The sequence below is a fragment of the uncultured Pluralibacter sp. genome, from assembly GCF_913775985.1.
GTDB lineage: Bacteria > Pseudomonadota > Gammaproteobacteria > Enterobacterales > Enterobacteriaceae > Pluralibacter.
Genome location: NZ_CAJYMB010000014.1, coordinates 24,723 through 38,526, shown reverse-complemented (window position 1 = coordinate 38,526; position 13,804 = coordinate 24,723). Strand labels below are relative to the sequence as shown.

Here is a 13,804-nt window from a genome sequence, read left to right as displayed (position 1 = left end):
AAAAAATGGCAGAGAAACGCAATATCTTTCTGGTTGGGCCTATGGGTGCCGGCAAAAGCACCATTGGGCGCCAGCTGGCCCAGCAGCTCAACATGGAATTCTACGATTCTGATCAAGAAATAGAAAAACGCACGGGCGCAGACGTGGGCTGGGTCTTCGATGTTGAAGGCGAAGACGGTTTCCGCGATCGTGAAGAAAAAATCATCAACGAGCTGACGGAAAAGCAGGGTATTGTTCTGGCTACCGGCGGCGGCTCAGTGAAATCCCGCGAAACGCGTAACCGCCTCTCCGCCCGCGGCGTTGTGGTGTATCTGGAAACTACTATCGAAAAACAGCTGGCGCGTACCCAGCGTGATAAGAAGCGTCCGCTGCTTCAGGTGGAAACGCCGCCGCGCGAAGTGCTCGAAGCACTGGCCGGCGAACGCAATCCGCTCTATGAAGAGATTGCAGATGTGACTATTCGTACCGACGATCAAAGTGCAAAAGTGGTGGCGAACCAGATTATTCATATGCTGGAAAGCAACTGATTCTGGCAGCATCGGGGTACGTCAGCGAATTCAAGTAACCAAGGTGGATGTTGCGTTATGGAGAGGCTCACAGTAACTCTCGGGGAACGTAGTTACCCGATTACTATCGCCGCTGGTTTGTTTGACGATCCGGCTTCCTTTCAGCCCCTGAAGTCCGGCGAACAGGTGATGCTGGTTACCAACGAAACGCTGGCGCCGATCTACCTTGATAAGGTTAAGTCCCGGCTTGAACAGGCTGGCGTCATTGTTGACAGCGTAATCCTTCCTGATGGCGAGCAGTATAAAACGCTGTCGGTGATGGATAACGTCTTCACCGCCCTGCTTAAAAAACCCCACGGCCGGGATACCACGCTTATCGCGCTTGGTGGCGGCGTTATCGGTGATTTAACCGGTTTTGCTGCTGCGAGCTACCAGCGCGGGGTGCGCTTTATTCAGGTGCCGACCACGCTGCTCTCACAGGTTGACTCTTCTGTAGGCGGCAAAACAGCGGTTAATCATCCGCTGGGCAAAAATATGATTGGCGCGTTCTGGCAGCCGGTCTCGGTGGTGGTCGATCTCGACTGCCTCAAAACGCTGCCCGCCCGCGAGCTCTCCTCCGGCCTCGCCGAGGTTATCAAATACGGCATCATCCTTGATGCCCGCTTCTTCGAATGGCTTGAAAACAACATTGATGCTCTTTTAGCGCTGGATGAGAAAGCGATGGCTTACTGCATTCGCCGCTGCTGCGAGCTGAAAGCCGATGTTGTTGCCGCAGACGAGCGCGAAACCGGCGTGCGTGCTTTACTCAATCTGGGGCACACCTTCGGTCACGCCATTGAAGCAGAGATGGGATACGGTAACTGGCTGCACGGTGAAGCCGTTGCGGCCGGTATGGTAATGGCTGCCCGGGCCGCAGAGCGGCTGGGGCAGTTTTCGTCTCAGGATACTCAGCGCATTATTACCCTGCTTGAGCGGGCGAAGCTGCCCGTCGCGGGCCCGCGCGAGATGTCCGCAGAGGCGTATATTCCGCACATGATGCGCGATAAAAAGGTTCTGGCCGGGAAGATGCGTCTGGTGCTTCCGTTAGCAATTGGCAAAAGTGAGGTACGCGGCGGCGTGGCACATGATGTGGTGCTGGGCGCGATCAACGATTGTCAGCAGAAGTAATCAACCCGGACGCCGCCACGCCCGTCGTGTGGCGATGCGCAAAAAAAGGTCAGGCCGCATTCTTTGCGGCAATACAGATTCAGGCGATATGCAACCGTAACCGGCATAAGCCTTTTAGTGGGGTGTTAAATGGATGAATTTAAACCAGAAGACGAGATGAAACCCGATCCCAGCGATCGCCGCACGGGTCGTTCTCGTCAATCCAACGATCGCGACAACGATCGGCAAATCAATTTTGACGACGTCGATCTTGATGACGATCGCCGTCCGGCCCGCGGCAGTAAAGCCAGCGATGTGCAGGACGAAGAGAGTTACGATGCCGACGACGAGCAGGTAGAGCGTCGTCCGCGCAAGCGCAAAAAAGCGCCGGCAGCCAAGCCCGCTTCGCGCCAGTATCTGATGATGGGCCTGGGGATCCTGGTCCTGCTGGTTCTTATCATCGGTATCGGTTCTGCGCTGAAATCACCTTCTGCACCGTCCAGCAGCAATCAGGCATCCGGCGGCGAGCGTAATATCGACCTTAACAACGGCGGTGATGCGGCTGCTAATCAGGCCAACGGCGCCCAGCCGGCACCGGGCAGCACCCCGGCAAACCAGACGCAGGATGCTAACGGCCAGACGGCGAGCAATCAGCCGCAGGACGTTTCCGTACCGCCGATTGCCTCCACGCCTGCGGACGGTAGCCAGAGCGCGGCAGCGCCTCAGGGCCAGCAGCGTGTAGAGGTGCAGGGCGACCTGAACAATGCGCTGACCCAGCAGCAGGGTCAGGTGGACAGCGCGGTAGCCAACTCCACGCTGCCGACTGAGCCGGCTACCGTTGCGCCGATTCTCGGCGGCAGCGCGCAGCATCAGCCTGCCCGCAATACTGAAACCGCAGAAGCCGCACCGCGTACCGAGCGCAGGCATTCAGTTGTCGAGTCTAAACCGCAGAGCAAGCCGCAGGCTGTCACCAGAACCGAGCCTAAGCGCACCGAGCCGCAGAAGCGCGTCGAGCAGCCTAAGCGCAGCGAGCCCGCCGCGGTAGTCCACACGCCGGCTAAAGTGGAAGCAGCGAAACCGACCCAAACTGCGAAAGCGGCGGAGGCGGCTAAGCCAGCAGAAACGACTAAACCGGCGGCGACCAGCCAGGCGAAAGCAGCCCAGCCGGCGGCAACTTCTACCGCAGCGGCATCTACTGCCAGCAAAGGTACCGGCGATATCGGCGCGCTGAAGTCTGCGCCGTCAAGCCACTACACCCTGCAGCTGAGCAGCTCGTCAAACTATGACAACCTGAACGGCTGGGCGAAGAAAGAGAACGTGAAAAACTACGTTGTCTATCAGACCACCCGCAACGGTCAGCCGTGGTATGTCCTGGTCAGCGGCGTTTATGCCACCAAGGATGACGCCAAGCGCGCTGTCTCTTCACTGCCGGCCGACGTGCAGGCGAAGAACCCGTGGGCCAAGCCGGTTCGCCAGGTTCAGTCCGATCTTAAGTAATTAACACCGCCGCCCGGCTGCCGGGCGGCTTTGTGTTTTAAGCGCAGGATGCTGTCGGAGCCATTTCTTCGCAGCCAGAGAAAGTGTAAGCAGTCAGACAGCATGAAAAAAAATCGCGCTTTTTTGAAATGGGCAGGGGGAAAATTTCCGCTGCTTAACGATATTGAAAAACATCTGCCGAAAGGCGAGTGTCTTATCGAGCCCTTCGTCGGGGCCGGTTCCGTATTCCTCAATACCCGCTATTCCCGCTACATTCTCGCGGATATTAATAGCGATCTGATCGATTTGTATAACATCGTCAAAACCCGTACTGCAGAATACATCGGCGCCGCCAGCGCAATGTTTGTCGCCGAAAATAACTGCGCCGAAGCCTATTATCTGCTGCGGGACGAATTTAACCAGTGCCGGGAGCCGCTCAGGCGCGCGGTGCTGTTTTTGTACCTCAACCGCCACGGGTACAACGGCCTGTGCCGCTATAACCTGAAAGGGGAGTTTAACGTGCCGTTTGGCCGTTATAAGAAGCCTTACTTCCCGGAGGCGGAGCTTAACCATTTTGCCGAAAGGGCGCAGCACGCCGAGTTCCACTGCATGTCCTATGAGGAGTGCATGGCGCTGGCGGATGATGGTTCGGTAGTGTATTGCGATCCGCCCTACGCGCCGCTTTCCGCGACCGCGAATTTCACGGCCTACCACACCAACAGCTTCAGCCCTAAACAGCAGGCACATCTGGCGGAGCTTGCGGAAAAGCTGGTAAGCCAGCAGATCCCGGTGTTAATTTCGAATCACGACACGCCGGATACCCGCGAGTGGTACAAAGCGGCTGATAAGCAGGTCAAAGTTAAAGTTCGCCGCAGCATCAGCAGCAACGGCGGCACGCGTAAAAAGGTGGATGAACTGCTGGCGCTCTATCGCCCCGCCACCAAATAATCGTTTTCAAGGAGATGCGGATGAAACAGTATTTGATTGCCCCTTCAATTCTGTCGGCCGATTTTGCCCGCTTGGGTGAAGATACCGCGAAAGCGCTGGCCGCAGGCGGCGACGTCGTTCACTTCGACGTCATGGACAACCACTATGTACCGAATCTGACCATGGGCCCGATGGTGCTGAAGGCGCTGCGCGGCTACGGCATTACCGCGCCGATTGACGTACACCTGATGGTAAAACCTGTCGATCGCATCATTCCGGACTTTGCCGCCGCCGGCGCCAGCATTATCACTTTCCATCCCGAAGCCTCCGAGCACATTGACCGCTCACTGCAGCTGATTAAAGAGCACGGCTGTAAGGCCGGGCTGGTCTTCAACCCGGCAACGCCCCTGAGCTATCTCGATTACGTGATGGACAAGCTCGACGTCATTCTGCTGATGTCGGTTAACCCGGGCTTCGGCGGACAGTCATTTATCCCGCACACGCTGGACAAGCTGCGCGAAGTCCGCCGCCGCATTGACGCTTCTGGCTACGACATTCGCCTGGAAGTGGACGGCGGCGTGAAGGTCAGCAACATTCACGATATTGCCGCGGCGGGCGCGGATATGTTCGTGGCCGGCTCGGCCATCTTCGACCAGCCGGACTACAAAACTGTGATTGACGAAATGCGCAGCGAGCTGGCGAAGGTGAGCCATGACTGATTTAACCACCACTCGCGGCGTAGCTTTTGATCTCGACGGTACGCTGGTGGACAGCGCGCCGGGCCTGACGGCGGCAGTAGACAGCGCGCTGTACGCCCTGGAACTGCCCACAGCCGGGGAAGATCGCGTCGTGACCTGGATTGGCAACGGTGCCGACGTGCTGATGCAGCGGGCCCTGAGCTGGTCTCTGCAGGAGCGGGCCAGCCAGCGTGCGGCGTCCGGCAAGCCTGCCGTTGATACCGCGGATATCCCGCAGGAAGAGCAGCAGCGCATGCTGCGCAGGCTGTTCGACAAGTACTACGCGGAGTTCGCCGAAGAGGGCAGCTATCTGTTCCCGGCAGTGGCGGATACTCTCGCGGCCCTGCACGATAAAGGCATTCCGCTCGGCGTGGTAACCAACAAGCCGACGCCGTTCGTTGCACCTATTCTGGCTGCTCTCGGTATTGACCATTATTTTTCCGTGGTTATCGGCGGCGATGACGTGCAGAATAAAAAACCGCATCCGGAGCCGCTGCTTCTGATGGCCGAACGCCTTTCCGTCGCGCCGGACGCGCTGCTGTTTGTGGGTGATTCCCGCAATGACATTCAGGCGGCGGCGGCGGCGGGATGCCGCTCCGTGGGACTGACCTACGGCTATAACTATGGCGAAGCGATTGCCGACAGCAATCCGGACGTCGTTTTCGATCGATTTGATGACTTAATGCCCGCGCTCGGGCTCGCGAAAAGTGAAACTCAGGAAGTGAATCATGACTAAACCCATCGTTTTCAGTGGCGCACAGCCGTCCGGTGAATTAACCATTGGCAACTACATGGGTGCGCTGCGTCAGTGGGTGAGCATGCAGGATGACTATCACTGCATTTACTGCATCGTCGACCAGCACGCCATCACCGTGCGTCAGGATCCCGTCGCGCTGCGTAAAGCAACGCTGGATACGCTGGCGCTGTACCTGGCCTGTGGTATCGATCCTGAGAAGAGCACCATTTTCGTACAGTCGCACGTGCCCGAGCACGCGCAGCTCGGCTGGGCGCTGAACTGCTATACCTACTTCGGCGAGCTGAGCCGTATGACCCAGTTCAAAGACAAATCCTCCCGCTACGCGGAAAACATCAACGCCGGCCTGTTTGACTATCCGGTGCTGATGGCGGCAGATATTCTGCTGTACCAGACCACGCAGGTACCGGTTGGTGAAGATCAGAAGCAGCACCTGGAGCTGAGCCGCGATATCGCCCAGCGCTTTAACGCCATCTACGGTGATATTTTCACAGTGCCGGAACCGTTCATTCCGAAATCCGGCGCGCGCGTAATGTCCCTGCTTGAGCCGACCAAGAAGATGTCCAAGTCCGACGATAACCGCAACAACGTTATCGGCCTGCTGGAAGATCCGAAAGCGGTGGTGAAGAAAATTAAGCGTGCGGTGACTGATTCCGACGAGCCGCCGGTGGTGCGCTACGATCTGAAAAACAAAGCGGGCGTTTCTAACCTGCTGGATATCCTCTCCGGCGTTACCGGCCAGAGCATTGCGGAACTTGAGCAGCACTTCGACGGCAAGATGTACGGCCACCTGAAGGGTGAAGTCGCCGAGGCGGTTGCCGGCATGCTGACGGATATTCAGGAGCGCTTTAACCGCTATCGCGGCGATGAAGCTTTCCTGCAGAAGGTGATGAAAGAGGGGGCGGAAAAAGCCAGCGCGCAGGCGTCGAAAACCCTGAGCGCGGTGTACGAGGCCATCGGTTTCGTGGCCCGTCCGTAATCCTGTTAAGCTGCCGGACGGCTCTCGCCCGGCAGCGCATTTCCTGAAACTGCTCGCTAGTGGTTTGAAAACCAGTTCAGCTTATCCCGCAGGGCCACTACCGGCCCGACAATAATCAGCGACGGACTCTCTACCTGCTGCGCCAGCGCGCCCAGCTCCCGTAACGTGCCCGCCACCACGCGCTGCTTTATCGCCGTGCCGTTTTCCACCAGCGCTACCGGCATCTCCGCCGACATACCGTGCTCCATCAGCTTTTCGGCGATGGTCGTTGCCTGGTTAAGCCCCATATAGAACACCAGCGTCTGCTTATCGGCGGCCAGATTTTGCCAGCCCAGCTCGCTGCCGGTTTTCAAGTGGCCGGTAACCAGCCGCACGCTCTGGGCATAATCCCGGTGGGTCAGGGGAATACCCGCGTAGGCGGAGCAGCCGGAGGCTGCGGTGATACCCGGGACCACGGAGAAGGGAATGCCCGCCTCGCATAAGGTCTCCAGCTCCTCGCCGCCCCGCCCGAAGATAAACGGATCGCCGCCCTTCAGACGTACCACGCGCTTGCCCTTCTGCGCTTCCCGCAGCAGGATCTGGTTAATCTCCTCCTGGGGCACGCAGTGGTAGCCGGCACGCTTGCCGACGAAAACCCGGTCAGCGTCGCGGCGCACCAGGTTCATGATCTCATCGGAAACCAGACGATCGTAGACCACGATGTCGGCCTGCTGAATTTGCTGCAGCCCTTTTAGCGTCAGCAGCCCGGCATCTCCCGGCCCGGCGCCTACCAGCACCACTTCGCCGCGGTGTTCCAGCGGCTCGCTAAGTAGCTGCTCGGTAGTGTCAGTAACTGCCTGCGCGTCCTGGTTCGCCAGCGACTGGGCAAGCCGGTCGTTAACGAAGAACTTTTCCCAGAAGCGGCGGCGCTCGCTGACGCTGGCGAAGGTCTGCTTCACCCGCGCCCGCAGCTTGCCGGCGTAAGCGGCCACCTGCCCGAGATGCTGAGGCAAAATCGCCTCCAGCTTTTCGCGCAGCAGGCGCGCCAGCACCGGCGAGGTGCCACCGGAAGAGACGGCCACCATCAGCGGCGAACGGTCAATGATTGACGGCATGATAAAGCTGGCCTGCTTCGGCGCGTCCACCACGTTGCAGAAGATGCGCCGCCGCTCGGCGGCCTCGCTCACCCGGTTGTTGACCCCGTCGTCATCGGTGGCGGCAATCACCAGCCAGCTTTTATCCAGCAGCGCCTCGTCGAAGGCCCCTTCCACCAGCGTTAGCATACCGGCGCTGGCCCAGACCTGAAACTGCGGCGCGAACGCCAGCGCGTTAACCGTCAGGCGAGCGCCGGCATCCAGCAGCAGGCGGGCTTTGCGCTCGGCGACATCACCGCCGCCGACGAGCAGGCAGTCGCGGTTGCGCAGCTGGCAGAAAATGGGAAGGTGGTCCATGGGAAGCGTTCTCTCAGGCGGTGGAAGCAACGCCGGCGGCAGAGCGCCGCCGGCGGGGGATCAGGCTTTTAATTGTACCTGACCGTCCTTAACGCGCACATCGAAATGTGACACGGAGTGGCTGGCGTCTTCCATGCACAGGCCGTCGCTCAGGCGAAAGCGCTGTTTCTTCAGCGGGCTGGCAACCCACAGCTCGCCGTCGTGTTCGGCGATCAGCCCGCGGGAAAGCACGCTGGATTCAAAGAACGGATCGACGTTGCTGATGGCGTACACCCGATCGTCGTGATAGGGCCGGAAGATGGCCACCTGCTTATTGCCAAGCAGGGCGCAGACGCCCGTTGCCGGTAAAATCGCATCGATGTTGCAGATATCTACCCACTGGTTCATACGTTTTCCTCCACCAGCGTCACCGGGATACGCTCGTAGGGCGTGGCCGGGCGATGCTGTTCACGTTCAGGGACGATCTGCACGTTGGGATCGCGCTGGTCGCTGTTGATAAAGTGTTTGAAGCGTCCCTGCGCTGCCGGATGATTCACGGTTTCGGTCCACTCGCAGGCGAAGGCGGCGCGCAGGCGGGCCATCTCTTCTTCCAGCTGAGCGTTAAGACCAAGCTTATCGTCGATAATGACCGCTTTCAGATAGTCGATGCCGCCCTCCAGGTTTTCCAGCCACGGCGCGGTGCGGGTGAGTTTATCGGCGGTGCGGATGTAGAACATCATGAAGCGGTCGAGATAGGCGATAAGCGTATCGCGATCCAGATCGGCCGCCAGCAGGTCGGCGTGGCGCGGCTTCATCCCGCCGTTGCCGCACACATACAGGTTCCAGCCTTTCTCGGTAGCGATAATGCCGACGTCTTTACCCTGCGCTTCGGCACATTCACGGGTGCAGCCCGAAACGCCGAACTTCATTTTGTGCGGCGTGCGGATGCCCTTGTAGCGGTTTTCCAGCTCGACGCCGAAGCCCACGCTGTCGCCCACGCCGTAGCGGCACCAGGTGCTGCCGACGCAGGTTTTCGCCATCCGCAGCGCTTTGGCATAGGCGTGTCCGGTTTCAAAACCGGCATCAATAAGCTGGCGCCAGATTTCCGGCAGATCGTCTTTCTGCGCGCCGAACAGGCCGATACGCTGGGAGCCGGTGATTTTGGTGTACAGATTAAACTCGCGCGCGATGCGCCCCACGGTCATCAGCCCTTCCGGGGTAATTTCACCCCCCGCCGAGCGCGGGATCACCGAATAGGTGCCGTCTTTCTGGATATTGGCGAGGAAGTTATCGTTGGTATCCTGCAGCGCCACATTTTCCGGCTTCAGAACATATTCGTTCCAGCAGGAGGCCAGCAGCGAACCCACGGTAGGTTTACAGACTTCACAGCCGTAGCCCTGGCCGTGCTTTTGCAGCAGCTCGTCAAAGGTTTTAATGCCCTCGACGCGGATCAGGTGGTACAGCTCCTGGCGCGACCAGGCAAAGTGTTCGCACAGGTTGCTGTTAACTTCGATGCCCTGTTTTGCCAGCTCGGCGTTCAGTACCTGGGTTACCAGCGGGATGCAGCCGCCGCAGCCGGTGCCGGCTTTGGTTTCGGCTTTCAGCGCCGCGACGGTGTGGCAGCCCTTGTTGATGGCGCTAATCAGATCGCCTTTGGTCACGTCAAAACAGGAGCAGATCTGCGCGCTGTCCGGCAGTTTGTCGACGCCAATCGCCGGTTTACCGCCCGCCGCATGGGCAGGCAGGATCAGCGAGTCCGGGTTCTCCGGCAGCTCAATGGCGTTCAGCACCAGCTGCAGCAGGTTACCGAAGTCGGTGGTGTCGCCTACCAGTACGGCGCCGAGCAGCGTTTTGTTGTCGGCGCTAACGATCAGGCGCTTGTAGGTTTCGCTTCTTTCATCAAGATAGACGTAGCTGCGCGCGCCCGGCGTGCGGCCGTGCGCGTCGCCGATACCGCCTACGTCCACGCCCAACAGCTTCAGCTTGGCGCTGAGATCGGCACCTTCAAAGACGTTTTCATTGCCGAGAATGTGGTCGACGGCAACCTGCGCCATTTTGTAGCCCGGTGCGACAAGACCGTATACGTGGTTGTTCCAGTTGGCGCACTCGCCGATGGCGTAGATGTCAGGGTCGGACGTCTGGCAGCGGTCGTTAACCATAATCCCGCCGCGCTGGCCGGTGGCCAGTCCGCACTGGGTAGCCAGCTTATCGCGCGGGCGGATGCCGGTTGAGAAGACGATGAAGTCCACTTCCAGCTCGCTGCCGTCGGCAAAGCGCATGGTTTTGCGCGCTTCGCTGCCCTGCTGGACAATCTCTTGCGTGTTTTTGCGGGTGTGTACCCGCACGCCCATGCTTTCAATTTTGCGCTTGAGCTGCTCGCCACCCATCTGGTCCAGCTGTTCGGCCATCAGCATCGGCGCGAATTCGATAACGTGGGTTTCTACACCGAGGTTTTTCAGGGCACCCGCGGCTTCAAGGCCCAGCAGGCCGCCGCCGACCACCGCGCCGCGCTTGCTGCGGCGGGCGCAGGCTTCAATGGCGTTGAGATCTTCAATGGTGCGGTAAACGAAGCAGTCCTGCGTGTCAGAGCCTTTAATTGGCGGGATCCACGGATAGGATCCGGTTGCCATGATCAATTTGTCGTAGAATACGGTCCGCCCGGCGCTGGAGTGGATAACCTTCTCCTGGCGGTTGATGGTGATAGCGCGCTCGCCCACCAGCACTTTGATGCCGTGCTTTTCGTAAAAACCTTCCCGTACCAGGGAGAGCTCTTCTGCGGTATGGTGAGAGAAGTAGGATGACAGATGCACGCGGTCATAGGCGATGCGGGGTTCTTCACAAAAAACGGTAATATCGAACCCATCGGCAGGCGCTTTATCGATAAGATCTTCAATAAAGCGGTGGCCGACCATGCCGTTACCGATAATAGCGAGTCTGACTTTGCTCATTTTTGCCTCGATTTCTTTTCTATTACTGCTTACCTTAACGATTCAGCTACGGGGTTTATTGATGTGCATCAATTTCGACCAGACCTACCACTTAATGAGTATATGATTGATTTAGAAGTGTTTTTGTAACTTACGGAATTAACACCACTTTTATTTCTGACGCTTTTTTAGACAAATTGAGCGCTTTGAGCTGCACGAGCGTCAGCGCTGAGATTGAAAGAGACTGGAGACAAATAATGAGTTCGACACCACTTTGGTTTATTGAAAACGTCCGGCTGCCGGGACGCGAAGGTTTATGGCAGCTCGGTATCGAGGAAGGGCGTTTTCACAGCATCGCGCCAATGGGTGAAAGCCGTCATGAGAGTGCCGAAATCCTCAACGCCCGCGGTGGTCTGGCGATCCCGCCGTTTATCGAGCCCCATATTCACCTGGACACCACTCAGACCGCCGGTGAGCCGAACTGGAACCAGTCCGGCACGCTGTTTGAGGGTATTGAACGCTGGGCCGAGCGCAAGGCGATGCTCACCCACGAGGATGTGAAGGCGCGGGCGTGGAAAACCCTGAAGTGGCAAATCGCCAACGGTATTCAGTTTGTGCGTACCCACGTCGACGTGTCGGATCCGACGCTGACCGCGCTAAAAGCGATGCTGGAGGTGAAAGCCGAAGTGGCGCCGTGGGTTGAACTACAGATTGTGGCGTTTCCGCAGGAGGGCATTCTCTCCTATCCGAACGGCGCGGCGCTGCTGGAGAAAGCGCTGGAGCTCGGCGCGGACGTGGTCGGCGCGATCCCGCACTTTGAATTCACCCGCGAGTACGGCGTTGAGTCGCTGCATATCGCGTTTGCGCTGGCGAAAAAGTACGACCGCCCGCTGGACATCCACTGCGATGAGATCGACGACGAGCAGTCGCGTTTTGTGGAAACCGTTGCGGCGCTGGCGCTGAAAGAGGGTATCGGCCACCGGGTCACCGCCAGCCACACTACCGCCATGCACTCCTATAACGGCGCCTACACGTCGCGTCTTTTCCGCTTGCTGAAGATGTCGGGCATCAACTTTGTCGCTAACCCGCTGGTGAATATCCACTTGCAGGGTCGCTTTGACGATTATCCAAAGCGCCGCGGCATTACCCGGGTGAAAGAGCTGATGAATGCCGGGATTAACGTCTGCTTCGGCCACGATGATGTGTTCGATCCCTGGTATCCGCTCGGTACCGGCAACATGCTGCAAGTGCTGCATATGGGGCTGCACGTGTGCCAGCTGATGGGTTATCAGCAGATTAACGACGGTCTGAACCTGATTACCCACAACAGCGCCCGTACCTTCGGCGTGGACGACTACGGTATTGAGGAAGGGAAAGTGGCGAACCTGGTGATCCTGCCGGCGGAGAACGGTTTCGAAGCGGTGCGCTGCCAGGTGCCGGTGCGCTGGTCAATTCGTCAGGGCCGGGTTATCGCCACCACCCAACTGGCCCAGACGTGGGTACAGACGGATAGCGGCGGCGAGGAGCTTTTCTTCACCCGCAATAGCCCCTTCACGCAGGAGTAAAGGGGCCCGGGTATTTAGTGTGCCGCTGGCGCCGCGTTATGCTGGCGGTGGCGGCTCACAAAGCCCAGCGCGAAGCACATCACGAAGACCACGGCATACAGGCCGTTGGCGGTCATCAGGGCGGGTTTGGTGCCGTAAGCGGCCACAATGGGCGCGGTAACCACAAAGGTCAGCATGGTGCCGATGGTCCCGCAGGTCAGGACGAAGTTAACCAGCTTCGGCGAGGCCACGCGGGTTTGCAGCGAGCCCAGCGTGATGATTGAGGTATAAATGGCGCTGGAAAAGAAGCCCAGCGCCAGAATGTACCACGCCATGTGCTCCGGCGCGCCGTGAATAAACAGGTACATCAGCACGGCGGCCAGTCCCGCCAGCCCGGTCAAAATGCGCTGCAGATCGAAGAAGCGCAGCGCGAAGCTGAACACCCACATCCCCACCATGTAAGACATCCAGAAGTCGCTTACCAGCTTGCCGGCGTCGCCGAGGCTCATGCCCAGTCCCTGTGCGTACTGCGGTACCCAGGAGATAAAGCCCAGCTGGCCGAGGATGTAGCACAGCGCGGCAACGGACAGGAACAGTACGCCAACGCCCCACTTTTCTTTCACCTGCGGCACATCCGGCTGCGCGGCTTTTTTGCCCAGCAGCGGAAATTCACAGCCGAAGGTGAGGATAAAGATAGCCAGGTAAATGATGCCAATGCAGGCGTAGACCCAGTACCACTCAATGGTGCGCGCCAGCAGCCAGGCCGCCACCATCGGAAAGATCATGCCGGCCATGCTGAAAAACGAGTCGGTAAACAGCAGCCGCGCGCCGCGCTGCCGCCCCTCGTACATATGGGTAATAAGAAAAGTGCCGATGGACATGGTGATGCCGCTCACCAGCCCCAGCACGAACATGGCGGCGGAGAACAGCGTCAGGCTGTGGCTAAACATCAGCCCGGCGAGGGCCAGTAGCATCAGCACAAAGCCAAACCGTAGCTGGGTTTTCAGCGGCACAATCTCCATCAGCCACGCATTGAGAAAAATTGAGATTAGGATCCCGGCGTTGAGAAAGGTGAAGGTGTTGCTCATGCTTGAGACCGGCATATGGAAATAATCGGCAATATTGCCCATTACCATGCCGGTGACGATCACCAGCGCGCCGGTAAGCGCGTACGAGAAGAAGCTGATCCATGTGAGCTTAATACGGTTGCTGTTAGTCATGACTGGCCTGTTTGCAAGGAAGAACGCGGTACCGCCGCGCGGGTGGGCAGATTTTATGCATTCGAGTGACGCGGTGAAATGTTTATTATGAAATTCGTGAAATCATTAATCCTTTTGTGTGATTTGAATCACAAATAAGGCTTCGCAGTGATAAGTAAAAACTGTGTCTGCTAAGTAAA

General features: G+C 58.5%; 12 protein-coding genes. 8 read left to right on the top strand and 4 right to left on the bottom strand.

What is annotated here, in order from left to right; genetic code table 11:
• Positions 1–5: 5 nt before the first annotated feature.
• From aroK to trpS, 7 genes are all read left to right on the top strand, one after another.
• Entirely contained in the window at positions 6–527 is a 522-nt protein-coding gene (aroK, locus tag QZ766_RS02175; RefSeq protein WP_297196781.1) for a shikimate kinase AroK, read from the top strand.
• A gap of 57 nt (positions 528–584) precedes the next feature.
• Positions 585–1,673 carry a 3-dehydroquinate synthase gene (gene aroB / locus QZ766_RS02170; RefSeq protein ID WP_297196779.1) on the top strand — a complete coding sequence of 363 codons (1,089 nt, stop codon included), beginning with the start codon at positions 585–587 and terminating at the stop codon, positions 1,671–1,673.
• Positions 1,674–1,802: 129 nt separating this feature from the next.
• Positions 1,803–3,149, top strand: coding sequence for a cell division protein DamX (damX, locus tag QZ766_RS02165; protein WP_297196777.1), 1,347 nt, complete (start codon positions 1,803–1,805; stop codon positions 3,147–3,149).
• A gap of 102 nt (positions 3,150–3,251) precedes the next feature.
• Positions 3,252–4,076 (top strand): adenine-specific DNA-methyltransferase, encoded by an 825-nt coding sequence (gene dam, locus QZ766_RS02160; protein WP_297196775.1) that lies wholly within the window; start codon positions 3,252–3,254, stop codon positions 4,074–4,076.
• A gap of 20 nt (positions 4,077–4,096) precedes the next feature.
• Positions 4,097–4,774: a ribulose-phosphate 3-epimerase gene (gene rpe / locus QZ766_RS02155; RefSeq protein WP_297196773.1), complete on the top strand. Its 678-nt coding sequence runs from the start codon at positions 4,097–4,099 to the stop codon at positions 4,772–4,774.
• On the top strand, positions 4,767–5,528 hold the full coding sequence (gene gph, locus QZ766_RS02150) for a phosphoglycolate phosphatase (RefSeq protein ID WP_297196771.1): 762 nt from the start codon (positions 4,767–4,769) through the stop codon (positions 5,526–5,528). Before rpe ends, gph begins: the two co-directional genes overlap by 8 nt.
• The gene (gene trpS / locus QZ766_RS02145) at positions 5,521–6,525 is read left to right on the top strand and encodes a tryptophan--tRNA ligase (RefSeq protein WP_297196768.1); all 1,005 of its coding nucleotides are present in this window, start codon (positions 5,521–5,523) and stop codon (positions 6,523–6,525) included. Before gph ends, trpS begins: the two co-directional genes overlap by 8 nt.
• 56 nt (positions 6,526–6,581) lie before the next feature.
• Here trpS and cysG read toward each other — a convergent pair whose 3' ends face one another.
• Genes cysG through nirB form a run of 3 tightly spaced genes read right to left on the bottom strand, consistent with a single transcriptional unit; the run spans position 6,582 to position 10,882 of the window.
• Positions 6,582–7,955, bottom strand: coding sequence for a siroheme synthase CysG (gene cysG / locus QZ766_RS02140; RefSeq protein WP_297196766.1), 1,374 nt, complete (start codon positions 7,953–7,955; stop codon positions 6,582–6,584).
• A 60-nt stretch (positions 7,956–8,015) separates the two neighbouring features.
• Complete coding sequence (gene nirD / locus QZ766_RS02135) at positions 8,016–8,342, bottom strand: nitrite reductase small subunit NirD (protein WP_297196765.1); 327 nt, start codon at positions 8,340–8,342, stop codon at positions 8,016–8,018.
• Positions 8,339–10,882, bottom strand: coding sequence for a nitrite reductase large subunit NirB (gene nirB / locus QZ766_RS02130; protein ID WP_297196762.1), 2,544 nt, complete (start codon positions 10,880–10,882; stop codon positions 8,339–8,341). Before nirB ends, nirD begins: the two co-directional genes overlap by 4 nt.
• A 236-nt stretch (positions 10,883–11,118) precedes the next feature.
• Here nirB and QZ766_RS02125 point away from each other — a divergent pair, with 236 nt between their 5' ends.
• A complete protein-coding gene (locus QZ766_RS02125) occupies positions 11,119–12,426 on the top strand; it encodes a cytosine deaminase (RefSeq protein ID WP_297196760.1) in 1,308 nt (435 codons plus the stop codon).
• A 14-nt stretch (positions 12,427–12,440) separates the two neighbouring features.
• On the opposite strand, the gene tsgA is transcribed toward QZ766_RS02125, so the two are convergent.
• Entirely contained in the window at positions 12,441–13,625 is a 1,185-nt protein-coding gene (tsgA, locus tag QZ766_RS02120) for an MFS transporter TsgA (protein WP_297196758.1), read from the bottom strand.
• Positions 13,626–13,804 lie beyond the last annotated feature (179 nt).